The sequence below is a fragment of the Sorangium sp. So ce185 genome, from assembly GCF_051526825.1.
In the GTDB taxonomy this organism is placed as follows: domain Bacteria; phylum Myxococcota_A; class Polyangia; order Polyangiales; family Polyangiaceae; genus Sorangium; species Sorangium cellulosum_D.
On the sequence record NZ_CP150316.1, the window covers coordinates 9,987,366 to 10,011,236 of the forward strand.

Annotated in this window: 18 protein-coding genes; 7 read left to right on the forward strand and 11 right to left on the reverse strand. The window is 73.6% G+C overall.

Annotated elements, in window-relative coordinates:
• Positions 1–79: 79 nt before the first annotated feature.
• From WMF26_RS36665 to WMF26_RS36680, 4 genes are all read left to right on the forward strand, one after another.
• Complete coding sequence (locus WMF26_RS36665) at positions 80–556, forward strand: peroxiredoxin (protein ID WP_437996509.1); 477 nt, start codon at positions 80–82, stop codon at positions 554–556.
• A 42-nt stretch (positions 557–598) separates the two neighbouring features.
• Positions 599–1,261, forward strand: coding sequence for a DNA-3-methyladenine glycosylase (locus tag WMF26_RS36670; RefSeq protein ID WP_061622299.1), 663 nt, complete (start codon positions 599–601; stop codon positions 1,259–1,261).
• Positions 1,262–1,329: 68 nt separating this feature from the next.
• Entirely contained in the window at positions 1,330–2,526 is a 1,197-nt protein-coding gene (locus WMF26_RS36675; RefSeq protein ID WP_437996510.1) for a hypothetical protein, read from the forward strand.
• A gap of 89 nt (positions 2,527–2,615) precedes the next feature.
• Positions 2,616–4,472 carry a DUF885 domain-containing protein gene (locus tag WMF26_RS36680; protein ID WP_437996511.1) on the forward strand — a complete coding sequence of 619 codons (1,857 nt, stop codon included), beginning with the start codon at positions 2,616–2,618 and terminating at the stop codon, positions 4,470–4,472.
• Positions 4,473–4,627: 155 nt separating this feature from the next.
• Here the strand turns inward: WMF26_RS36680 and WMF26_RS36685 are convergent, their stop codons facing one another.
• The 4 genes from WMF26_RS36685 to WMF26_RS36700 form a co-directional block, all read right to left on the reverse strand.
• On the reverse strand, positions 4,628–6,220 hold the full coding sequence (locus tag WMF26_RS36685; protein ID WP_437572906.1) for a peptide chain release factor 3: 1,593 nt from the start codon (positions 6,218–6,220) through the stop codon (positions 4,628–4,630).
• A gap of 290 nt (positions 6,221–6,510) precedes the next feature.
• Positions 6,511–7,152: a hypothetical protein gene (locus WMF26_RS36690; protein WP_437567794.1), complete on the reverse strand. Its 642-nt coding sequence runs from the start codon at positions 7,150–7,152 to the stop codon at positions 6,511–6,513.
• A gap of 112 nt (positions 7,153–7,264) precedes the next feature.
• Positions 7,265–9,094 carry an NAD(P)/FAD-dependent oxidoreductase gene (locus tag WMF26_RS36695; protein WP_437996512.1) on the reverse strand — a complete coding sequence of 610 codons (1,830 nt, stop codon included), beginning with the start codon at positions 9,092–9,094 and terminating at the stop codon, positions 7,265–7,267.
• A gap of 11 nt (positions 9,095–9,105) precedes the next feature.
• The gene (locus tag WMF26_RS36700; RefSeq protein ID WP_437996513.1) at positions 9,106–10,443 is read right to left on the reverse strand and encodes a wax ester/triacylglycerol synthase domain-containing protein; all 1,338 of its coding nucleotides are present in this window, start codon (positions 10,441–10,443) and stop codon (positions 9,106–9,108) included.
• 189 nt (positions 10,444–10,632) lie between these two features.
• Here WMF26_RS36700 and WMF26_RS36705 point away from each other — a divergent pair, with 189 nt between their 5' ends.
• A complete protein-coding gene (locus WMF26_RS36705; RefSeq protein WP_437996514.1) occupies positions 10,633–11,571 on the forward strand; it encodes a LysR family transcriptional regulator in 939 nt (312 codons plus the stop codon).
• 58 nt (positions 11,572–11,629) lie between these two features.
• On the opposite strand, the gene WMF26_RS36710 is transcribed toward WMF26_RS36705, so the two are convergent.
• From WMF26_RS36710 to pilM, 5 genes are all read right to left on the reverse strand, one after another.
• Positions 11,630–13,888 (reverse strand): type IV pilus secretin PilQ, encoded by a 2,259-nt coding sequence (locus WMF26_RS36710; RefSeq protein ID WP_437996515.1) that lies wholly within the window; start codon positions 13,886–13,888, stop codon positions 11,630–11,632.
• A 151-nt stretch (positions 13,889–14,039) separates the two neighbouring features.
• Positions 14,040–14,684, reverse strand: coding sequence for a pilus assembly protein PilP (locus WMF26_RS36715; protein ID WP_437950786.1), 645 nt, complete (start codon positions 14,682–14,684; stop codon positions 14,040–14,042).
• Positions 14,681–15,319: a type 4a pilus biogenesis protein PilO gene (locus tag WMF26_RS36720; RefSeq protein WP_061628344.1), complete on the reverse strand. Its 639-nt coding sequence runs from the start codon at positions 15,317–15,319 to the stop codon at positions 14,681–14,683. The genes WMF26_RS36715 and WMF26_RS36720 overlap by 4 nt, the downstream gene beginning before the upstream one ends.
• A complete protein-coding gene (locus WMF26_RS36725) occupies positions 15,319–15,963 on the reverse strand; it encodes a PilN domain-containing protein (protein WP_061628343.1) in 645 nt (214 codons plus the stop codon). Before WMF26_RS36725 ends, WMF26_RS36720 begins: the two co-directional genes overlap by 1 nt.
• Complete coding sequence (pilM, locus tag WMF26_RS36730; protein WP_061628342.1) at positions 15,960–17,021, reverse strand: type IV pilus assembly protein PilM; 1,062 nt, start codon at positions 17,019–17,021, stop codon at positions 15,960–15,962. Before pilM ends, WMF26_RS36725 begins: the two co-directional genes overlap by 4 nt.
• 293 nt (positions 17,022–17,314) lie before the next feature.
• Here pilM and WMF26_RS36735 point away from each other — a divergent pair, with 293 nt between their 5' ends.
• Both WMF26_RS36735 and WMF26_RS36740 read left to right on the forward strand, forming a co-directional pair.
• A complete protein-coding gene (locus WMF26_RS36735; RefSeq protein WP_437996516.1) occupies positions 17,315–18,484 on the forward strand; it encodes a DUF882 domain-containing protein in 1,170 nt (389 codons plus the stop codon).
• Between the two features lie 107 nt (positions 18,485–18,591).
• Positions 18,592–19,587, forward strand: a complete 996-nt coding sequence (locus tag WMF26_RS36740) for a sigma-70 family RNA polymerase sigma factor (RefSeq protein ID WP_437996517.1) — start codon at positions 18,592–18,594, stop codon at positions 19,585–19,587.
• Positions 19,588–19,631: 44 nt separating this feature from the next.
• Here WMF26_RS36740 and WMF26_RS36745 read toward each other — a convergent pair whose 3' ends face one another.
• Together WMF26_RS36745 and WMF26_RS36750 are read right to left on the reverse strand one after the other, a co-directional pair.
• Positions 19,632–22,469: a hypothetical protein gene (locus WMF26_RS36745; RefSeq protein ID WP_437996518.1), complete on the reverse strand. Its 2,838-nt coding sequence runs from the start codon at positions 22,467–22,469 to the stop codon at positions 19,632–19,634.
• Positions 22,466–23,848, reverse strand: a complete 1,383-nt coding sequence (locus WMF26_RS36750) for a 3-keto-5-aminohexanoate cleavage protein (protein ID WP_437996519.1) — start codon at positions 23,846–23,848, stop codon at positions 22,466–22,468. Before WMF26_RS36750 ends, WMF26_RS36745 begins: the two co-directional genes overlap by 4 nt.
• Positions 23,849–23,871 lie beyond the last annotated feature (23 nt).

Here is a 23,871-nt window from a genome sequence, read left to right on the forward strand (position 1 = left end):
GATCGCGGCCGGCGGCGCCGGCGCGCGGCGCCCCCTCGCCTGTCGACGCGGGCGGCGACTTGCGGCAGATTGCGGCGTCATGCTGAAGGTCGGTGAGCTCGCGCCGGAGATCGACAAGCTGGCCACGGACGGCCAGCGCTTCGTGCTGTCCCGGCAGGGCGGGCTCTGCACGGTCGTGTTCTTCTTCCCGAAGGCGTTCACGCCCGGATGCACCGTGGAGACCCGGCAGTTCCGCGACAACCACGCCGAGCTCGCGCTCGCCGGGGCGAGCCTCGTCGGCATCAGCACCGATGATCACCGGACCCAGTGCCGGTTCGCCGAGTCGCACAAGGTCCCTTTCCCGATGATCGCCGACGACGACCGCAGCGTGAGCCGCGCCTACGGCGTCCTCTGGCCGCTCATCGGCGTCGCCCGGCGGGTCACCTACGTCATCGCGCCCGACCTGCGCGTCGCGGCGGTGTTCCATCACGAGCTCCAGGCCACGAAGCACCGCGACGACGTGCTCGCGTTCGTCGACGAGCGCTTCCGGGCGACGCGCCCGGGCCCCCCTTCCTGACGGCGCGCTCGTCCGCGCGCCGGACGTCCGCCGGAGAGCCGAGTGCCCACCACGCGCCCCACGCCCGAGCCGCCCGCCCCCCGCGACCGAGCCGCCGCGCTCCTCGAAGGAGCGTCGCCGCTGCCCCGCGACTTCTACGCGCGCCCCCCGCTCGTCGTCGCGCGGGCGTGCATCGGCAAGGTGCTCGTCCACAGGACGCCCGAGGGCGTCGCCGCCGGCCGGATCGTCGAGACCGAGGCCTACCGCGGCCCGCAAGATCTCGCCGCGCACAGCGCCGGAGGGCGGCGGACAGTGCGGACGGAGGTCATGTTCGGCCCGGCGGGCTACGCGTACCTGTTCATGCTCTACGGCATGCACTGGGCGTTCAACATCGTCGTGGCCTCGGAGGGGGAGCCGCACGTGGTGCTCGTCCGCGCCATCGAGCCCGTGCTCGGGCTCCCGCTCATGAGCCGCCGGCGGGGCGTCGCGCCCGGGCGGGTCGAGCTGACCAACGGCCCTGGGAAGCTCTGCAAGGCGCTGGGGCTCGATCGCGCCGCCTACGGGATGGATGTGTGCGGCGCCCAGCTCTCGCTGCTCCCCGGCGCGGCGGGGCGCATTGGTAGGTCACCTCGCATCAACGTGGACTACGCAGGTGCGTGGGCCAAGAAACCGTGGCGCTTCTACGAGCGCGGCAATCGCTATGTATCGGTTCCTCCTCGCCATTGAGCGGGCGTGAGGGCGCGAGCCGCTCGAAGCGCTCGCGCCCGGGCCCAGGATCGCGCGACAATGGCGGCATGGGATTCTGGCCTTTCGGGAGCCGCGAGCCTGCCAACGTCGAGAGCGCCTCGCAGGTCGTCACGGCGGCCACGCGCCGCGAGACCCTCCGGGGAAAGTTAACGCTCTATTTCAAGGACCCGCAGACGCAGAGCGCCGCGAGCAAGGCCGCGGAGCGGTGCGCGCAGATCGCCGGAGATCTGCTGCGGGAGACCGGCGAGCAGGAGCCGCTCCTCGGCAGGGAGGCCGAGCTCGCCGCGGCGATCGCCGCCCGCGCGCCGCGCGGCGTCCCGGCGCTGCGCGCGATCGAGCTCGCGTCGCTGCACGTCGTGACCGACCGCACCACGCAGTCGCGGCGCAACCGGCTGACCCCGGTGCCGCCGCTCGTCGCGGACCCGCCGCGGAGCGCCGGCACGCGCGCGCCGTCGAGCCGGCCGCCGGCGGGCGGCATGCCCACCAGCGCGCCGCCGCCGCCGAGCAGCCGCAACGTCGGGCAGCTGCCGAGCCCGCCGCCGGCGCTCGGCCACGGCTCGCCGTCGAGCATCCCCCCGTCCAGCGTGCGCTCGCCGCCGAGCTCGGGCGCTTACCGCCTCCGCGGCGCGGGGGCCGGCAACGGGCGCGGGTCGAGCCCGGGGCTCGTCGGCTCGCCCCCCACGGTCATCGCCGCCGCGCTCGCGCCGCTCCTGCGCGACGCGGCGACGCGGCTGCTCCTCGGGTGCCTGCGCGCGCACGACCTGATCATCGTGCGCCGCGTCGCGATCGACCCGGGCGCGGCGGAGCAGATGGCGGCGCTCGTGCCGGTCTCGGACGCGCCGCCGGGCGAGCTCGAGGCGAGCCGGGCCGCCGAGCTCTCCCGGTGGCACGCGGTGCTCGGCTCGCCCGTGATCAGCCAGCTGCGCGCCGAGTCGTGCACGATCAGCGCGCAGAAGGCCCGGATGGCGCTGAGCACCGCGGCGATCCCGCCGGGCCTCGTGGGCGAGCTCGTCGACGCGCTCTGCCGCACCGCCTTCCCGGGCTTCGCGCTGTCGAGCGCCCACATCGATCGCTACGTGGAGCACGATCTGAACGAGCTGGCGGCCGAGAGCGTGGCGCGCATCCTCCGGCACCCGAACTCGAAGCAGCTGCGGCTCGCGCTCGGCCCGCTCCTCGACGCGGTGCAGGGCGACATGGACGCCATCTCCAGCCTCGCGAAGGCGTCGCTCGGCAGCGCGCCGTGAGGCCGGCGCTCCTCCCCCCGGCGCGCGCGCGTTCCCTTCGCCGCCAGCTTTCGCTAGTTTCTTCGCGGGCTTTCGCTAAGAACGCCGAGGTGCGACACCATGATCCGTCCGACGCTCCCTCCACCGCCCGGCGGCCGCTCCGCGGCGGCCTCTTGCTGCTCGTCGCGCTGCTCTGCGCGTGCGGGTCGGCCGAGCCAGCGGTCCCGCCGCCCGCGCAGCCCGGGGCCAAGGAGCCCGTCGTGAGCGCGGCCGACGCGCGGCCCGGCGACGCGGCAGCCGGCGCCGAGCAGGCGCTCGCGGCGCTGTCGGCCCGCGTGCTCGAGGAGTACCTGCGCGACGAGCCGGTCCGCGCCACCGAGGCGGGGGACCACCGGTACGACGGCGCGTGGCCCGACATCACCGAGCAGGGCGAGGCCGCGCGCCGGCGCACGATCGAGCGCGCGCTGTCGGAGCTCACCGCGCTGCCGGTCGATCGGCTCGGCCTCCAGAGCCGCGTCGACGCGGCGATGATCGACAACCAGCTGCGCTCCTGGCTGTTCGCGATCGACGAGCTCCGCGAGGCGACGTGGAACCCGATGGTCGCCACCGGCCTCATCGGCGACGGGCTCGACCCGCTGATCACGCGGAGCTTCGCGCCGCTCGAGGAGCGCATGCGCAGCCTGAAGGGCCGCCTCTCGGGCATCCCCGCGCTCGTCCGGAGCGCGCAGCAGCGCCTCGCGGGGGCGCCGCCGCGCATCCACACCGAGACGGCGATCGCGCAGAACCAGGGGCTCATCGCGCTCTGCAAGGCCGAGCTCCCGGCGCTGTTCGCGTCCGTGCCCGCCCAGAAGGCCGAGCTCGAGGCGGCGGCGAAGGCCGCGGCGGCGGCGCTCGAGGGCTTCCAGGCGTTCCTCGAGAAGGACCTGCTCCCGCGGAGCAACGGCGACTTCCGGCTGGGCCGCGCGCGCTTCGAGAAGAAGCTCCGCTTCGCGCTGGACGACGCGTCCGTCGACATCGACGGCGTGGTGACGAGCGCCCGCGCGCTGCTCGCGGCGACGCACGCCGAGATGCTCGAGACCTCGCGGGAGCTCTGGCCGGAGCTCTTCGGGAAGCAGCCGTTCCCGAGGGTCGAGGCGCAGGACGAGAAGATGGCGGCGATCCGGAAGGTCCTCGACGCGATCGCGGCCGATCGCCCCACGAACGCCACCATCGTGAAGGCGTCGGAGAGGCTGCTCGCCGAGGCGACCGACTTCGTCCGCAAGCGCGACCTCGTGCGCGTCCCGGAGGAGCCCTGCCGGGTGATCGAGATGCCGGAGTACCGCCGCGGGGTCGCGATCGCCTACTGCGACGCGTCCGGGCCGCTCGAGGCGAAGCAGGAGACGGTCTTCGCGATCGCGCCGACGCCGAAGGACTGGCCGAAGGCGCGCGTCGACTCGTTCTACCGCGAGTACAACACGAGCATGCTCGCCGACCTCACCATCCACGAGGCGATGCCGGGCCATTTCCTGCAGCTCATGCACAACAACGCGTTCCCCTCGAAGTTCCGCGCGGTCTTCTCGAGCGGCCCGTTCGTCGAGGGGTGGGCGGTCTACACCGAGTGGCTGATGGCCCACCACGGCTTCGGCGGCCCGAAGGTGCGGATGCAGCGCCAGAAGATGGTGCTGCGCATGGCGGCGAACGCCATCATCGACCACGGCGTGCACGCGGGGGCGATGGACGAGAAGGAGGCGATCGCGCTCATGACGCGGGACGCGTTCCAGGAGGAGGGCGAGGCCGTCGGCAAGTGGCGGCGCGCCCGGCTCACGAGCGCGCAGCTCACGACGTACTTCCACGGCTTCACCGAGATGATGCGCCTGCGCGCCGAGCACCAGGGCAAGCCGGGCTTCACCGAGCGCGCCTACCACGACCGGCTGCTCAGCCACGGCTCGCCCTCGGTGCGGCACCTCCGGGCGCTGCTCTCGGAGTAGATCAGCCGTAGGTCAGCCGCCGCGGCGCAGCAGAGCGGCGCGCCCGCACAGGAGACGGGCCCAGATCGGCGTTTTCGGCGCGCAAGCGCACTCCAGTGCGCTGAGCACCGAAAACGTCGAGGTGGGCCCGTATCCGAAGCGGGCGCGTCGCTCTGCTACACGGGGTTGATCGAGCCGCCGAGCTCGACGAAGCGCGTCTTGGGGAACGCCTTCGCGCAGGCCTCGAGCTGCCAGTCGCCCTTGAAGAGCACGACCGCGTTGCCGTGCACGTCGAGGGCGCCGTAGCCGTAGAGGTTCGACTCGAGCTCGGCGAGGGGCACCGGCTCGCCCTCGACCCAGCGCGCCAGGCTGAACGAGAGCCGCTCGATCCGGGCGTCGACGCCGTACTCGGCCGAGAGCCGGTGCTTCACGACGTCGAACTGGAGCTCGCCCACGACCCCGAGGATCGCCTCGCCCTCGCGCCCCTCCGGCGGCCGGAAGAGCTGCACCGAGCCCTCCTGCGCGAGCTGCTCGAGCCCCTTCTTGAGCTGCTTGCGCTTCATCGGATCGATCATGACGACGCGGGCGAACTGCTCCGGCGGGAACTGCGGCAGCGCGGCGTACTTCACGGGCGAGCCGCTGCAGAGGGTGTCGCCGATGAGGAACAACCCCGGGTCGAAGACGCCGATGATGTCGCCCGCGAAGCCGTCCTCCACGAGCGTGCGCTCCTGGGCCATGAACTGCACCGGGTTGGTGAGCCGGATGTCGCGGTCGAGGCGCACGTGGTGCACCTTCATCCCGCGCTCGTAGCGGCCGGAGCAGACGCGGAGGAACGCGATCCGGTCGCGGTGGGCCCGGTCCATGTTCGCCTGGATCTTGAAGACGAAGGCGGTGAAGCGCTCGTCGTCCGGGGCGATGGGGCCCTTGTCGCTGCCGCGCGGCGCGGGCGGGGGCATGAGCTCGATGAAGGCGTCGAGGAACTGCGGCAGGCCGAAGTTGGTGATGGCGCTGCCGAAGAACATCGGCGTGACCTCGCCGCGGGCGAGCTTGTCGCGGTCGAGCGCGTCGCCGGCGGCGTCGATGAGCTCGATGTCCTCGCGCAGCTGGCGCGCGCCCTCCTCGTCGAGCGCCTCGATGAGCTCGGGCGCGTCCAGCGAGACGACCTCCATGGGGGCGATCTCGGCGCCGTGCGCGACGAGCTCGAAGAGGAACACCTGCTTGCGCTCGCGGTGGTAGACGCCGCGGAATTTGCCGCCGGCCGAGATCGGCCAGGTGACCGGGTAGACGCCGATGCCGAGGACCTCCTCGACCTCGCCGATGAGCTCGAACGGGTCGCGGCCGGGGCGGTCGAGCTTGTTGACGAAGGTGAAGATCGGCATCTGCCGGAGCTTGCAGACGCGGAAGAGCTTCTTCGTCTGCGCCTCGACGCCCTTGGCGCAGTCGAGGATCATGATGGCCGCGTCGGTCGCCATGAGCGCGCGGTAGGTGTCCTCGCTGAAGTCGGCGTGGCCGGGGGTGTCGACAAGGCTGAGGAGGCGGCCCTTGTACGGGAACTGGAGGACGCTGGTCGAGATGGAGATGCCGCGCTCGCGCTCCATCTCCATCCAGTCGCTGACCGCGTGGGCCCGCGCCTTCTTCGCCTTCACGGCGCCGGCGAGCTGGATCGCGCCTCCGTACAGCAGGAGCTTCTCGGTGAGCGTGGTCTTGCCAGCGTCGGGGTGGGAGATGATCGCGAACGTCTTTCGACGGGCGATCTCGCGGGTGAGCATTGGGTCGGGCACGGCGGCGCGGCAGGATAGGAGCGGCGGGGGCGGCGTCAACCCACGGCGGCCACGGAGCCGGTGCGGGCAGGGGTGGCTCGCGAGCGGGCGGGCGGGGGTCCCCCCACGAACTCGGGCCTTTGGGAGGCTATGGCCGGATGGACGGGGGACGCGGTCCGGGAGGTGGACGCTGCGATGCGGGCCGGCCCTCGGATTCGTGGGGCCCACCCCCGCCCGCCCGCTCGCGAGCCACCCCTGCCCGCACCGGCTCTTCCAAGGGGGTGGAGGGCGTTATTTTTTTATTTCGGGGCGCGGAGGGAGAGGGTGACGGTGACGCCCACCGGGTCGGCGCTGGGGGTGCCGATGGCGCGGTTCTTGAGAAACTGGCGGATGCAGCGCTGAGCATCGGGGGTCACGCCGCGAGCGTCGAGGATCTCCACACCCTCGGCACGGCCACGCACGCGGACCAGGAACTGGAGCTTGATGGTGCCCGTCGCGCCAGAGAGACCGCCGTTGTCGGCAACACACTTCGCGAGGTCGGAGGAGACCTTCTCGAGACGCTTGGCCACGTTCGGGACGTCGCCGTTCATGAACTCGGGCTCCTTGACCTCCACGAGCGGAGGAGGGGCCGAGACGATAGAGGCGTCGGGCGCGCCGCCATCGACGGGGCCGCCGTCGGGCGGCGGGGCGCCGGCGTCGTCCGGAGGAGGCTCGGGCTGCGGGGGCGGCGGGAGCCAGCCGGCATCCGCCTCGCCAGGCTCGAGACACCGCACGAAACCATGGTGCGGATCCTCCAGCGCGCCATGCGGACACCGCGGACCGGCATCCGCCTCAGACGCCGCGGTGACCCACCCCTGCGACGGAGGAGCCTGCGGCGGCTGCGCGCCACCCTCGGTAGCCGCGCCGACACACGCGCCGATGGCGCTGATCGAGAGCGCCACCGAGACCGTCCACTGACCCAAACGCCCACCTGCCGCTCGCCACCGCATCGGCCGCTGTGATACTGCGGAACGGGCGCTTGTACATCGGAAACGGCGCTTTTTTGTCCCCGGATCAGAGGGCGACGTGCGCGAGCGAGCCCGCCGAGGCGTCCCAGAGCGACCGCGCCCGGGAGAGGACCGCCGCGTGCACCTCGGTCCCCTCCGCAGGGCCGGTCACCGAGACCTCACCGCCCGAACCGAGATCCACCCGCTCGACCCCGGCGTCCGGAAACTCGGCGCGCAACTCCTTCGTCATCCGCTCGCCGATGCGATCGAGCAAACGCGCGAGCCGGTCGGGCGTGATGTCCCGGAACGTGAGCACCTGCGGGAGCTTGAGCTCCGAGACGAGGCGCGCACGATCGGACAGGCCCCGCTCGGCGAGCCGCCTCTCCACGAGCGCCGCAAAGACGCTCCCGTAAGCCCGATCGACCTGCTCGCGCCGGAACCGCTCGTCGATCGACGGCCCGAGCCGCGTCTCCAGCTGCACGACGCCGTTCAGCCCGTTGGCGAAGCGCCCCTCGTTCTGCGCAAAGTACTCGCCGCGCGCGCGCAGGTCGGCGGCCAGCGACGCGAAATGATCGCCCATCGTCGAGAGGGCCCGCAGCACGAGATCGGTGAACCGGAGCTCCTCCCGGATCCAGCCGACGTCCGTCACGCGGTCGGCCATGAACGGCCAGACGACCAGGTTGTAGTAGTTGTTGAAATCGAGCAGGTACTTCAGCCGGTAGAGCTCGAAGCTGCCGAACACCGGGTACATCCGCTCATAGAGCCGCAGCGTGCTGTCGTACTTGAACCGGTAGTACGCGTCGTACGCCGCGACCCGCTCCTCGAACCCGGCACGGTCGCCGCCCACGTCGGCGAGGATCATCTGCGTGATGAACTCGTTCGCGGTCGCGATGAAATCAGAGCCGGGGCTGTAGAACGGATCGGTGAACGCGCCCGCCTCGCCGGTGACGGCGTAACGGTCGGTCGAGAAGTACCGGTCCGCGTGGTACGGCAGGTGGGCGTAGGCCTGGAAATCCTCGAGCTCCGCCCCCTCGAGCAGCTCGCGCACGGCGCGGTGCGCGCCGAGGAAGCGCTCGAAGTCCGCGCGCGTGCGCGGCCCCGGCAGCGCGCCGGCCGGCGCGCTCCCCTCCCCGATGCGGTCCTTGTCGAAGACCACGCCCACGCTCATCAGATCGCCGGCGAGCGGGATGAACCAGATCCAGTACCCGTCGTACATGAAGTGGTTCGTCGACAGGTGGCGCGACGTGTACCGCGCGCGCGACCGCCACGCGGCGTCCGTGACCGCGTCGAGCCCCGCGACGCCGCGGTAACGCCCCCACGCGGCCGCGGTGTTGAGCCGCGTCTCCTTGTGCACCTTCACGCCGAGCTTGCGGAGGAGCACGTGCCGCCGGCCCGAGGCGTCGCACACCCAGCGGCAGGCGACCTCGCGCCGCTCGCCGCCCTGCTCGTAGACCACCTTGTGCCGCCCGCCCCCGTCGATCGCGAGGTCGACCACCTTGGCGCCGAGCTCGACCTCGGCCCCCGCCGCGCGGTTCATCGCGACGAGATCGCGCTCCAGCCGCGCGCGCTCGAGCTGGAAGCTCGGGTGGAACGGCATGTGGTCCGAGCCGATCTCGCTCATCCGCGGGAGCGGGAGATCCTTGCCCGGCCCGTCGAAGAAGAAGCGGAGCCCGTTCTTCGGCAGCTGGTGCTGGTAGAGGTACGTGCCGAGGTTCAGCCGGCGAACCATGTAGTTCGCCGCGACCTCCACCGTGCTCTCCCCGACCTTGTAGTCCTCCATCGCGCCCGCGGCCTCGAGCACGAGGACCCCGAGATCCGGGCGCGCGAGGCGGAGCTGCCGCGCGAGGAAGCCGCCGGCGATGCCGCTGCCGATGATGACGATGTCGAAGGTGCGCATGACGCCGGCCCTTATACCCCGCCGCCTGCCGGCGGCGCGGGCTCTCCGAGCAGCTCGGCGCGGAGCGCGCCCGGCATCGCCGCCGCCTCGTCCGGGCGGAGCAGCCCGTCGCCGTAGACGATCGACGCCGAGAGGCGCCCGTCGAAGCGGCTGAAGATGACCTGGAAGCCCGGCGGCGTGACCACCGCAGGCAGCGGGTACGCCGAGCGCACCGGCAGCCCCGCGAACCGGTCCACCGTCACGGCGCCAGGGTTCGAGACGATCAGCGAGGCGAGCTCGCCCTCGAACGGCTGGTCGCCGAGCCAGCGATACACCGGCCCGGGGAGCCAGCGGGCCAGATCGAGCGCGGCGATCATCGCGAGATCGAGCCGGTCGCGCACCATCGCGCGCTGCTGCTCGGCCACGCGGGCCACCGCGCGGGCGTCGTCGTAGAGCTCGTCGCGGCCGAGCGAGAGCAGGACCATCGTGAGGTGGTTGCCGAAGAGCCGCCGCGCGCCCCCCTTGGGATCGAGCGAGAGGGGCAGCGGGACCACGTGGTGCGGCGGGGCGAAGCCGCGGGCCACGAGCGCGCGGTCGGCGAGCCGCGCCGCCGCGATCAGCATCAGGCTCGTCTCGGCGAGCCGCGCGCGCCGCCGCACCCGGAGATCGAAGGCGCGGGTCTCCTCCGCCGACAGCGCGAGCCGCGCGACGCGGGAGGTCGCGGCCCGCACCCCCGGACAGGCGCGCGCGAGCGACAGGATGGGCGCGCGGCCGAGCGCCAGCACGTGGGCCTTGTAGGCGCGCGCCAGGGCGAGCCGCTCGTCGCGGCCCATCGCCGCGACGAGGCGCTCGGGCGCGTCGTGCCGCTCCTGCCGCAGCGGCGGGTCGTCCGGCGCGTCGCCGCTGCCAGAGCCGAGCCACGCGACGAGCCGGTCCGCGCCCCTGCCGTCCGTCAGCGCGTGGTGGTGGCGGAGCACGACCGTGTCGCCCTCCCCCGCCCCGCGCACGACGTCGAGCGCCCACGGCCGCTCCGCGGAGATCCGCTCCGCGAGCACCGCCTCGACGCGCGCCGCGCGCTCGCGCTCGCCGGCGACCTCGTGGAGGCGCGGCTCGGGGGCGCGCCGGTGGTGATCGACCACCCAGCGGGGCCGCCCCACCCGCCCGAGCACGCCGTTGTCGAGCCGGAAGCGGAGCTCCGGCAGCGCCCGCGTCGCGCGCTCGAGGCGCGCCGCGAGCCGGCCGACGTCGAGGCGGCCGTCGAGCTCGAGCACGAACAGACAGTGATTGCCCGCCTGGCCGCGCGCGCGCATGGCGCGATCGTTCATGAGGTGGAAGTGGTCGATCCCCCCGAGCAGAACGGTCGATGTCATGGTCTCCGCAGGGCGCCGCCGGTCGGGCGGAGCCGCGGGCGACCCTAGCAGCCGCGCTGGCCGCACGACAGCGCCGCAGGCACCCCGCCGCCCACGCTCCTGTGCGCTCGCTCGCCCCCGCGCACGCCCGCGCGCAAGAAAACGTAAGTATCCATCGCATGGATGCGCGCTTCGCTTATCATTCCGCGGGTGAATCTCTCGGCGATCGACGTCAACCTCGTGATCGCGCTCGACGCCCTGCTCCAGGAGCGCAGCGTGACCCACGCGGCCCGCCGGGTGGGGCTCAGCCAGCCCGCGATGAGCCACGCGCTGACGCGGCTGCGCGAGCTGTTCTCCGACCCGCTGCTCGTCCGGGTCGGGCGGCAGATGGCGCTCACCTCGCGCGCCGAGGCGATGACCCCGCAGGTCGCGGCGATCATGCACGACCTCGCGAGCCTCTTCGGCGGGACGAGGCCGCCCTTCGAGCCGAGGGAGAGCGAGCGCACGTTCCGGATCGCCACGACGGCGTACGTGGAGCTCCTCCTGCTGCCGCAGCTCAACGAGGTGCTCGCGGAGACCGGACCGAAGCTCGCGCTCCACCTGCTCCCCCTCGACGCCCGCGCCGCCGACGCGCTCCGCAACGGCGAGATCGATCTCGCGATCGGCGTCTTCCCGGAGGGCGCGCTCCCGCCCGACGTGCGCCGCGCGGCGCTCTTCGACGATCGCTTCGCCGGGCTCGCGCGCGCGAGCCACCCGAGGGCGCGCGGGCGCGTCGACCTCCAGACCTACGCCGCCCTCGGGCACGCCGTCGTCCCCCGGCAGGGCGCCGACGACGGGGGCGCGGACGACCTCATCGCCGCGCGCGGCGTCGCGCGCCGCGAGGTCATCGCGGTGCCGCACGTGTTCCTCCTGCCGCACGTCGTCACGTCGTCGGACCTCGTGGCCACCGTGGCCACGCGCCTCGGCCGCGCGTTCTCGAGCCTGATGCCGCTCCGCACCTTCGACCTGCCGTTCGAGCTGCCGCCCATCGAGATCGCGATGGCCTGGAACGGCCGGACCGAGGACGATCCCGCGCGGGCGTGGCTGCGCGGCGTCGTGACGGCCGCCGTCCCGCAGATGCGGGAGGCGACCCGGCGGAAGCGCGTCTGAGGGAGGTCCGAGGGAATCGGAGGCAAACGGGGCGCGCGGCGGGCGCGCCCCGGCGCGGCTAGCGGCCGAGCGCCTCGGCGCGGTTCACGATGCGCGGCGTGAGGAAGATGACGAGCTCGCTCCGGGTGTCGCTCGCGCGGCGCCGCTGGAAGAGCAGGCCGAGGACGGGGATGTCCCCGAAGAACGGCACCTGATCGAGGTTCCGGCCGGTGTTGCGGGTGAAGATCCCGCCGATCACCGCCGTGTGCCCGTCCATGATCAGGAGGTCGGTCTCCGCCTCGCGCTTCAGGATGGTGGGGTCGCCGCGGGCCGAGGTCTGGTTGAAGTCGGGCTCGTCGCGGTTGATCTTCACGTGCATCGCGACGCTGCCGTCCGACGTGACGTGCGGCTTGACGAGCAGCTGCAGCTTCGCCTCCTGGAAGGTCGTCTGCACGCCCTGGGCGCTGATCTGCGAGAACGGGATCAGCGTGCCCTGGCTGATCCGCGCCTCCCGGTTGTCGAGCGTGAGGATGCGCGGGCTCGAGATGATCCGCAGCATGCCGCTCGCCTCGGCCGCGGAGAGCCGGACGCCGAGGTTGACGGTGTTGTTGATCGAGCCGAGCGTGAAGCCGAGCGCGCCGCCCTGCCCGGCGCCGACGATGGCCGGCAGGTTCACCGCGAAGTTCGGGTTCGACACCGAGTTCGAGAACGGCGAGAGGCCGCCGGTCGGGGTGTTCGTGTCGGTCGCGCCGCCGGCGACGCCGATCGCCGAGGGGAACACGAGCCCCGTCGGGTTGCCGGTCGCCGCGCTGAACGTCCCGTCGCCGCCCCACTGGATGCCGATGTCGCGCACGTAGCGGCTCGTCGCCTCCACCACCCGCGCCTCGATCAGCACCTGCGGCGTCTGCGTGTCGAGCGAGCGGACGAGCTCCTCGATCTGGTTCAGGTTGCCCGCGACGTCGCGCGCGATGAGCACGTTGGTCCGCTCGTCGACCGCGAGCGAGCCGCGCGGCGAGAGCATGTCCTTCGCGCGATCCTGGAGGTCCTTCGCCTCCGCGTAGTTGATCGGGATGAGCCGCGTCTCGATCGGCGCGAGCTGGAGCTCGCTCTTGCGCCGCGCGATCGCGAGCTCCCGCTCCTTGTTGAGATCGGCGATCGGCGCGACGCGGATCATGTTGCCCTGCCGGACCACGCCGAGGCCCTTGGCCTGGAGCACCGTCTCGAGCGCCTGGTCCCACGGGACGTTGCGCATCCGGATGGTGACCGTCCCGCTCACGTTGTCGGCGGTCACGATGTTCACCCGCCCCACGTCCGAGATCAGCCGGAGGACGTTGTGGATGTCCGCGTCCTTCAGGTCGAGGTCGATCCGCCGCCCCGTGAACCGCCGCTGCTGCCCCGCGAGCGCGGGCGTGAAGGCGCCGGCCTGGTCGGGCTCGACGAGCGACTCCTGGCTGCTCGCCGCCCCGTCGAACGAGGTCTCGACCTTCGGCGCCGCGTCCCCGAGGAGATCCTCGCGCGCCACCGTGCGGGTCCGCCGCGCCGCGCCCCCGTCGACGCCGATCCCCGAGAGCGTCGAGGGCAGCGCCCCCTTCGCGACGCTGAGCACGAGCGCGTTGCCCTCGCGCGCGAGCGCGCCCGCGGCGCCCTCGGCCTGCTCGACCTCGACGACGACCTTGGAGCCGTCGCTGTTGCGCCGGAACGCCGAGATCGCCCGCACCGGGCCGCCGAAGGCGCCGACGTCGAGCTTGCGCTGGAGGGCGTCGGGGAGCCGCGCGCCGCTGAGCTCGATCACCCGGCGGCCGGCCCTCCCGGTCGACTCGCGGTAGCTCGGGATCGACGAGAGCTCGATGATGACCCGGTCGACCGTCGCCTGGTGCTCGAAGCGCACGTCGGTGATCGTCGCCGGCTCGCGGGCCGGCGCCGCCGCCTCGCGCGAGGCCGGGGCCCGCGCCGCCATCGGCGCGGTCGCGTCGGCGGCGGCGAGCTCGATCACGAGCGCGCCCTGCTCGGCGCGGATCCGGTAGGCCGCCGGGCGCGCCAGCTGCACGAGCACCCGCGTCGTGCGCTGCGCCGCCGCGCCGAAGCCCTGGGTCATCACCCCCGCCACGATCGCGTTGCCGTCCGTGATCGCGCCGGGCGCCCCGGCCGCCTCGGCGCCCTCGAGGTCGACGAGGATCCGCTTGCCGCCGTCCGCCACGCGCGCCGAGAAGCGCGGCGCGCCGCTGGTCGCGACCACGATCTCGGCCCTGTCTTCCGAGGGCGCCGTGAGCCTGACGTCGCTCACCCGGATCGGGGCGGCGGCGTCCGCGTCTCCCGCAGGAGCGAGGATCAACATCATCCCGAGTGCCGCAGCACGGCGAAGCGCGCCCCGCCTCGGGCGATAGTCTCGATTGCTCTTCATTGCACTCCCGCTTCGCGGTGACGCGAGATCTGCGTCACGCTGCCGGGAGGCTACTTCGGGTGCCCGGATCGGGCCCAATTCGTGGCGGTCAGGGCGAACCGAAGGACGACTCTTCCGCGTCGCCGAGCGGCCTCAGCGCGATCACCCGCGTGGTCGGCGGGATCTCCGGGTGCGACGGGTCCTCGCGGATGAAGACGACGTCCGAGTCGCGGATCCGGTCGACCCGCCAGTTCACGGCCACGTCGACGCCCGTCGGGCCGCCGGCGTGCACGATCTCGGCCTTGCCGACGAAGTCGCCCACCTTCACCACCCACCCGAGCCCCGTCGGATCGGTGAGCAGCGCGCGGGCGGGGGCGCGCGAGACGACGCCGACCAGCTTGAGCTCGTCGAGCGCGAAGCGATCCACGAGCACCTGGCGCTGGATCGTCACCCGCCCCCGGGCCTGCGTGGCGAAGAGCGACTCGAAGCTCCGGAACGGGTCGCGGCTCCGGTCGCTCTCGGAGAAGTCGGCCTCCTGGAACTCCCGGAGCGGCAGCGGCGGCAGCTCGGGCGCGCCGGCGTCCGCGGACGCGGCCGCGGAGCCGGCGGCGCGCGCCGGCGAGGCGCTGGACGCCGGCTTGGCCTTCGGCGCGCTCGGCGCGATGACGTCCGCCTCGTCCTCGCACCCCGCGAGCGAGACGGCCGCGAGGGCGGTCGCCCCGAGCGCGAGCAGCATCATCCGGCCGGCGTTCACCGCACACCTCCGCCGCTCCGCCGCTTCACGCCGCTCGTCGGCGTCTCCCCCGCGCGCACCGCGCGGAACGCGGTCGCGAGGCACTCCACCTGGACCTCCACGTCGGTCCCCACGACCTTCGGCTCCTTGATCTGGACCTCCTCGAGGTTGATGATGCGATCGAGCTGCCCCACGCCGTGGAAGAACTTCGCCACCTGGTGGAACTTCCCCGAGAGCGTCAGCTTCATCGGCACCTTGGAGAAGAACTCCTGCGGGATCTCCTCGGTGGGGCTCCAGGACGTCAGGTTGACGCCGGAGACGGTCGCGACGCCCTGGATCGCGGAGAGGAAGGCCGGCGTCTCGGACTCGTCGGGGAGGATCTTCTTCTGCTCGCGGCTCAGCTGCTCGCGGCGGGTCTTCTCGTCGAGGTCCTTCTGGTAGGCGGCCTTGGACGCCTGCGCCTTCGTGAGCTCCGACTGGAGCGACTGCTGCCGCTGGACGGCGCCCTCGATCTGCGAGTCGACCTCGGCGTAGAAGCCGACGAAGTACAGGATGCCGACGAGCGCCGCGAAGAGCGCGCCGACGCCGACCTTGGCGAGCGGCGGCAGCCGGTCGAGCGCCGAGCCGGCCTGCACGGGCTGGGGCTTCGTGGCCATCAGTACCTCACCTTCAGCTGCAGCGCGAACGAGACGAGCTCGAGCCGCGACGCCTTCTCGTTCTCCTTCTTCCCCGGGAGCAGCTGCACGTCGTAGAAGTACGAGGACAGCTTGAGCCGCTGGGCGAGCTCGTAGACGTCGGTGCCGTCGCGCGCGAGCCCCTCGATGCGCACGGTCCGCTGGGACTCGACGTAGCTCGTGAGCCACAGCCGCCGGCTGTCCCAGGACGGGTTGTAGACGGCGAGCGGGTTCTCCTTGCGGAGCTGCGCGAGCTTGTCCGGGTCGGCGGTCGGCCCCTTGCCGTTCGTGAGCAGCTGCGCGAGCTCGAGCAGCACCGCCGTCGGCCCGCTGCGCGCCGCCTGGAGCTTCGCGATCGCGTCCTCGCGCGCGCGGAGGACCTCGAGCGCCTTCTTGATCTCCTCGTGGTTCGCGACGAGCGTGCGGATCTCCTGGATCTGGCTCTGGAGCACCGTGTTCTTCCGCGTCTGCTCGTCGAGCTCCTCGACCTTCGTCTGGTGGAAGAGGAAGAGGGCGACGATCTCGAGGATCACGACGCCGAGCGTGACGAGCAGCCACCGCTGGCTCGTCTGGGGCGCGGCCCCGCGCGTGCCGCGGCGCTGCGGGAGCAGGTTGACGCGGATCACGAGCGCTTCTCCCGGTCCTTGCGCATCGCGAGCCCGAGCGAGACGCAGAACTGCGCCGCCCGGAGCCGGAGCAGCTCCTGGTTGACTTCCTTCGCTTCCACGGTGATGCGCTCCATCGGCTGGATCAGCTCGACGGCCACCCGGGCGCGCCGCCCGATCGCCGCGGGCAGCGCCGGCAGGTTGGACGAGCCGCCGGTCAGGTAAATGCGGTGCATGTCGCCCTCACCGCTCGTGGCCAGGAAGAAGTCGAGCGAGCGCTGGATCTCCCCGGCGATGGAGTCGCACACCTGCTCGATGGTCTCGATGACCTGGGCGGGCACGCCGCCCGGGCCCGAGGTCACGCTGGCGCACTTGAACTCCTCGGCCTGCTCGAAGCTGATGCCGAGCTTCCGCTGGATCTGCTCGGTGATGTAGTTGCCGCCGTTGCCGATGTCGCGGGTGAACGCGCTCGCGCCGCGCGACACGATGTTGATCGACGCGAGGCTCGCGCCGACGTTGATGATCGCGAACGTCTGGTCCGGCGGGATGCCGCGGTTCACCTCGAACAGGTTCTGGACGGTGAACGCGTCGATATCGACCACCATGGGCTTGAGCTTCGCGTTCCTGGCGATCTGGGTGTAGTCGTTGATCTCGTCGCGCTTGGCCGCGACGAGCAGGAGGTCCATCTGCCCGGCCTCGGGGCGGCGGCGCAGCACCTCGTAGTCGACGTGCACGTCCTTGATGTCGAAGGGGATGTGCTGCTCGGCCTCCCACTGGATCTGCTCGTCGAGCTCCGCGGCGGTCATGAGCGGCACCGTGATCTTGCGGATGATGACCGCCTGGCCGCTGATGCTGAGCGCGATCTCGCGCTGGCGGATCTTGGCCTCGGAGAAGGCGCGGCCGAGCGCCTCGACGATGGCCTGCGCGTTCATGACGTGGCCGTCGACGATGGCCTGCGGCGCGAGCGGCGCGTAACCGAGCCGCACGAGGCCGTAGCCCTTACGGCCCTCCTTGATCTGAGCGATCTTGATCGCACTCGATCCGATGTCGACCCCGACCAAGTTCTTGCCTTCCGACATCCCGTCCGTCCCGATCCGCGCCCGCCTTGATGAAGAAAGAGAGGGCCGGGCCGCGTTGCCCGGCTCCCGGGCGCCCGATCCTCTCTGATCCCTTGTGGCCGCTTCTGGCGAAGCTTCGCACCACCGCCGATCGCGGGGCAAAAAACCGCTTTACGCTTGCCTCTCGCCCGCCTATCGAAGCTCGATACGCGGCACGGCGCCGCCGGTCGGCCCGGCAGGCGCGCGCCAGCCCAGGGTAGCACTGTCCGGGGCTCGGTCGTCGGGCACGGATGACGTCAGGTCAGAGTCCCCTCATGCATCCGGAGATCTCCCGTTTCTGCGGCACGCTCGGCCTCCGCGCCGGGGCCGCGATGGAGCCCCGCCCGCGGTCCTCGCGGCTGCGCTCCGTGGTCGCCGCCCTCGCGGCGGCCCTTCTCCTGAGCGCCGCGCCCGGCGAGGCGCTCGCCGAGGACGGCCAGCACACCGTCTACGCCGGCCAGACGCTCGGCAAGATCGCGAAGCGGTACCGGATCACGGTCGACGCGCTCCGCGAGGCGAACGGGCTCAAGCCTGGCCAGCGGATCCACCCGGGCCTCGTCCTCGTGATCCCCGAGCGGGGCAAGCCCGGCGCGCGCCCGCCGCGGGGTGCGCCCGGCCGGGCGGCCGCGCTGCGGGACGAGCCGGAGCGGAGCCGCGGCGCGAGCGCGAAGGAGCGGGCCGCCGAGGCCCGGGGCAAGGGGCCGGCGAAGCGCGACGCGAAGGCCGACCCCCGGTCGCTGCCGCCGAGCAAGCGCTACGTGCAGCGGCCCAAGCGCCCCGGCTGGGTCCGCCTGGTGCGCGGCGCCGAGCGGCTCGAGCTCCGGCTGCTCACGCCGAAGGGGCGCCTCGTCCCCAAGTCCCTCCCCAAGCTCAGCCGGCTGATGCGCGCGTCCCCCACCGCCTCGATCCCTATCGATCCGCGCCTGGCCACGCTGATCGGTATGGTGAGCGACCACTTCGGCGGCAGGACCATCCGCGTCGTCAGCGGCTATCGGCCCTACTCTCCGACCCAGTACACCCCGCACTCCAACCACAATTTCGGTCGCGCGATCGATTTCATGGTCGAGGGCGTGCCCAACACCGTGGTCCGCGATTTCTGCCGCGGTTTTCGCAACGCGGGTGTGGGATACTACCCCAACTCGACGTTCGTTCACCTGGATGTTCGATCAGATAAGGTCTACTGGGTGGATTACTCAGGTCCTGGAGAGGCGCCGCGCTACGAGGGCGCGAGGGGCGCTGTCGCGGCCGACGAGGCGGCGCGCGATGTCCCCGTGTCGGCCGAAGAAGAGGTGTATGGGTCAGGGGAACCCCGCCCCACCCAGCCGCAAGGGTCGAATACTACAGGGACAAATTTGGACGCGGGGCGCGGCGGCAGCGAACCGCAGAAGGGTGTGGGTGCAGGAGCACCCACCTCGGCTCCGGCCGCTTCAGCGGCGGGGAAGTGAACCGTCGAGGCCGCTGGCTACTCTCCACACACTGAACATCCGCACCAGACACAATTGCACGGCTCTACCTTGCACGCTGCGAGAGTTGTGGCACCAATCCACCTCACGTGCAGCAATCGACCCGACTGCAGCGGGAAGAGTTCGCTCCTCCCAGGCCACTCCTTCCGTGTTGTGACGCGGAGGAGTTTGTCCAGCCGGTCATCCTGGGCGAGACCTGCCCGGTCGTCACGTGTGACCGCGCGCTGATCGAAGCGCCAGGCGCGCTCGGGCTCGATGCGCACGACGATGCGCCGGGCGCCCCCAAGCAGGAGCCCGGCGCGGCGCTGGCGCACGACGCCTGGGAGCCCGCCGAGCTCACGTCGAGCTGCGCGCACGACGTCTGGGACTCCGGGGAGGCCCCGTCCCCCTGCACGTACGAGGAGGGGTGGCAGGCGGCGGAGCCGGACCCCCACGCGAGCTGTCCGCCGTGCTGTACCGACGCGGCCTGCGCGAGCGGGCCGCAGCGCCGCGAGCAGACGTGCGCGCCGCTCCGCGCGGAGGTGCTGAAGGGGTACTTCCCGCTCGTCCGGAAGCTGGTGCGCCAGGTGTCGCGCCACCTGCCGCCCAACGTGCAGCGCGACGATCTGCTCAGCGCGGGGATGCTCGGGCTCGTCGACTCGCTCCGCAAGAACGGCGGGAGCGACGGCGAGACGTTCGCCGGCTACGCGAAGCTCCGGATCCGCGGGGCGATCGTCGACGAGCTCCGCGCGCAGGACTGGCTCTCGCGGCGGGCGCGCGAGGCGGTCGAGGCCGGGGCCGCCGGCAAGGTCGGCGGCACGACCGTCTTCGTGAGCCTGAGCGAGGTGACCCCCGCGGAGGAGTCGGTGCACATGGCCGGCGGGGACGACCCGATCGAGGCGATCTCGGCGCAGGCGACCCGGCGCGCCCTGTCGTTCGCCATCGCGCAGCTCCCCGAGCGGGAGCGGCGCGTGATCGGCATGTACTACTTCGAGGGGGCGAAGCTGAAGGACATCGGCGCGGAGCTCGGGGTCGGCGAGCCGCGCGTGTCGCAGCTGCACACGCGCGCGCTCGGGATGCTCCGCGGCATGCTGTCCCACGCCTGACCGCGGCCGCGGCGTGACCGCGGCCCCGCCGGAGCCGCGGCCGCTCAGGGGCGCGCCGGCTCGGTGAGCCGCCGCGCCCGGCCGGGCATCGCGAGGCCGACCGCGAAGAGCGCGGTCTCCTCGTAGGCCGGCTGCAGCGCCGGGTCGCCGGCGGCGCGGTGCACGAAGGCGTTGCGGTGCGCGCCGCGATCGAGCGCGACGACGCGCGCGCAGCCGAGGTCGAGCAGCGCCTCGGTCGTCGCCTCGTCGCTGTCGAACGTCGTCGTCGCCACGAGGAGCGTCCCGTCGTCGAGCGCGCACGCGGCGCTGCGCCGGCGCATCGTGCCGATCTCGCGCGCCTCGGGCCGCAGCCTGCCGTCGTCGGCGGTGAGCGGCAGCTCGGTCGCGTCCGTGCCCGGCCCGATCTCGACGCCGCCGGCCGGGCGGATCTCGACGCGGCCGCCGCGGACCAGCAGGAGGCCCCCCTCGCCCCGGAAGCGGAGCCCGACGGTGCCGCCCACGGCGAGCCCGCGCGGGCCGCGCCGCCGGCCGGTGCCGACCCCGATCGCCGCCATGACGCGCGCCCGCTCGTCGGCCGGGACCTCGGCGTCGAGCTTCGGCGCGGTCCGCGGCGAGATCTCGCGCGAGCCGGCGCGGAGGCGGAAGAGGAACCGATCCGGCGCGAAGGCGTGGAGGCGGACCTGCGCGCCGAGGTGCACGGAGCTCGCCGCGTACACGGCCGGGCTCCACGCCGGCGGCGGCTGCGCGCCGCCGTCCGCGGCCCAGCCGACGCGCTCGCCCGGGAGCGACAGATCGGGCGCCGGCGGACCGTCCGTCGAGCGCGACTCGAAGTAGAGGAACGGGCCCGGGGACGCCGCCGCGACGTGCGCCGGCGGCGCGAGCGACATCTCCGGCGCGAGGCGCTCCGCGACCAGGCCGCCGTCCTCCCGGCGGCTCAGGAAGGCGACCCCGAGCGGATCCGGCGCCCGGCCCAGCGATACGCCGGCGAGGCACCGGGCGCGCTCGAGCGCCGCCCGCATCGCGGCGGCGTCGGCGGCGCCGCTCCACGCGTGGATCACGAAGCCGCGATCGGTCATGCAGAGCGCCGAGCGCTCGACGACGAGGTCGTCGCCGTCGCCGGGCGAGAGCGCCTCGCCGGCCGGGGCGCGCTCGGCGGGGAGGCCGGCCAGCGCCGGGAGCGCCGGCGCGGGGCTCGCGGGGCTCGCCGCCTCGAAGAGCGACGGCCCCTGCCAGAGCGCCCAGGGGAAGCCCCGGCCGCCGCCGTCGCGGAGATCGCGGGGGCTCGCCGCCGGCGGGCCCTGCCAGAGCGCCCAGGGCACGCGCGCGACGTCGCCGCCGGAGGGCCACGCGCCGAAGTACGGCCGGCCCGAGAGATCGACCCCGATCGTGGCCGCGCCGTCGCGCGGCGGCACGAGCGCGCGCCCGCCGACGACCATGCCGAGCGCCCCGGCGCCCGCGGGGGGCGCGCCCGGGCCGCGCGCGCCGACGCCGAGGCCGATGGCCCCGCGGAGCGTCGCCGCGTCGGGGAGCCGCCCCGTGCCGTGCGGGCCGACGGTCGGCCTCGGCGCCTCGAAGCCGGCCTGCAAGGTGAACTTGACGTGCCGCGTGTCGATCGCGAGCAGGTGGACGCGCACGTGCTCCCGCTGCGGATCGGGGCGGAGGGTGGTCGCGGCGAAGGGGCTCCACGGGCGCTGCGGGTCGCCCTCGGCGCCGGGGAGCACGCGCGGGAGCGAGGGCGAGACGAGCACCCAGCCCCCCTCCCCCGGGAGCGGGGGCTGGATCGCGGGCTCGACCTGGGGCGGAGGCCAGAGCGACGGCCACCCCTCCGGCGCGGGCTCCGGCGCGGCGGCGCCGTGGGTCAGGTACGCGGCGGCCGGCGCGGGGCGGACGCCCGCCGCGGCGCGGCCCGCGGCGAGCGCGAGCCGCTCGACCGCGGCGGCCGCCCCCGGGCCGAGCAGGCGTCCGGCGGACGGCCCGGCGAGCTCCAGGAACGACGGCGCGCGGCGCGGGAGGTGGTGCGCGCGGGCGCCGAACGGATCGCGGCCGCCGGTGTCGACCTCGCCGGTGCCGGCGTTGAGCGCCGCCGGCACCGCGTCCGGCCCGAGGGCCATCACCAGGCCCTCGTCGACGAGGTCGAGCCGCGCCGACGCGGGCGGGGTGTCGAAGACGATCTCGGTGCGCGACGCGCCGTCGGCGCTCCCGGTCTCGAGCCAGCCGTCGAGCGCCGCGCGGAGCCGCTCGCCGAGGGGCCGAGGCCCCGGCGCGCCGCCGCCGAGATCGAGCAGCGTGATCCCCTGGACGACGCCGAAGGCGGAGGTGGTCACCGCGACGCGGCGGCCGCGGGCGACCAGGTTGCGGTCGTCGCCGAGCGGCGTGTCGGTCAGGTTGCGGACGCCGCCCAGGCTTACCGGCCGGCCGGAGCGGGTGAGGCGCACGCGCGCGCGGTACAGGTCGGCGGCGCCGCGCCCGTCCGGCGCAGGCCCGGCGCCGCGCTCGTCGGGCGCGGGCCCGGCGCCCGCGGCAGGCCCGGCGCCCGCGGCAGGCCCGGCGCCCGCGGCAGGCCCGGCGCCCGCGGCAGGCCCGGCGCCGCGCTCGTCGGGCGCGGGCTCGCCGCCCGGCGGCCGCGGGACGCCCAGGAACAGCACCCGGCGGCCGAGCAGCGCGTCGGAGAGGAACCCGCCGCGCTCCTCCCAGACGAAATCGTCCGGGCTGACGGCGCCGCCGATCGCGTCGCCGAGCATCCCGGCGATGGCGTCGGCGGTCCGCGCCGGCGGGGGCGGCGTCGAGAGCCGCGCGACGGCCCCGAGCAGGGCGACGCCGAGCGCGACCGGGAGCCGGCCCCGGAGGTGATCGATCCAGGTGGAGAGCGGCCGTTCGGTCATCCCTGCGCGAGCGCGCTCCCTCCTCCAGCAGCGCCGGCCTGGGCCGCCGCGGCGCGCGGGCGGATCCCGAGGAGCTGGCGCGCGCGGTCCGGATCGACCACCTCTCGGCCGACGCTCCGCGCGAAGGCGGCGGCGCGCGCGACGAGCGGCGCGCTCCCCTCCGCCAGCACCCCCTTCTCCAGGTAGATGTTGTCCTCCAGCCCGACCCGCGCGTGCCCGCCGAGCTGCATGGCGAGCTCGGTCATCGGGCGCTGGTGCCGGCCGACGGCGGCGACCCCCCAGCTGGAGCCTCGCGGGATCTGGCCGATCATGAACCGGAGCACGTCCTCGCGCGCCGCGATGCCGCCGGGCACGCCGAGCACGAACTGGAAGTGGAGCGGCTCGGCGAGGAGCCCCTCGGCGAGCAAGCTGAGCGCCTCATGGATATGGCCGACCTCATAGCACTCGAGCTCGGGAATGCTCCCCGCCTCGCGGATCCGGGCCGCCATGTCCCGGATGAGCGGCCGGGCGTTGTCGAAGATCCCGTCGCCGAAGTTGAGCGTGCCGCAGTTCAGGGTGGCCATCTCGGGGCGGCAGAGCAGCGGCTGGGCGCGCTCGTCGACGCCCATCCCGACGGCGCCGCCGGTCGAGGTCTGGACGATGACGTCGGTCTTCTCCTGGATGGCGGCGATCGCCTCGGCGAAGAGGGCGCGCGACTGGCTCGGCGTCCCGTCCGGGTTCCGGACGTGCAGGTGGACCACCGCGGCGCCCGCGTCCCGGCAGCGCGCCGCCTCGTCGGCGAGCTCGCGCGCCGTGACCGGCAGGTGCGGCGTCTGCGCCCGCGTCGTCTCGGCGCCGACGATCGCCGCGGTCAGGATCAGGGCGCTCTCGGGCGGCGTGACGATGATCCGCGGGGGCGGCGTGATGATCGGCCGCGGCTCCGGGAGCTGCGCGTGGTCCGGGGGCGGCGCCGACAGCGCCGGCAGGACGAGGCGCGGCCGTCGCTGGAGCTCCTTCGGGACGACACAGGTGCCGAGGGCCCGGCAGACGATGACCGGCTCGGCCAGCGCGTCCGCCGCCGAGGGCGCCACCCCGGGTTCGCGGACGCTGGCGACGACCTTGCGCGCCTCGAAGGCCATGGCGCGCGACGTGGCGCCGACCTTCGTGACCACCCCGGTCGCCTCGATGAAGTCGCCTGCTCGGACCGGGGCGAGGAACTCGACCGCCTCGTACGCACGGAAGAGCCCCTCGTCGCCGTCCAGACGGATGAGGAGCTCGGTGGCGACGTCGCCGAAGAGCGCGAGAATACGCGCGCCATCGCACAGCTCCCCCGCGTAATGTGCGTCGTGCGCGCCCATCCTGACGCGCAGCGTGACCGTGAGACCAACCCCAGTGCTCATGGGCGTGAAGACTCAACAGTCGA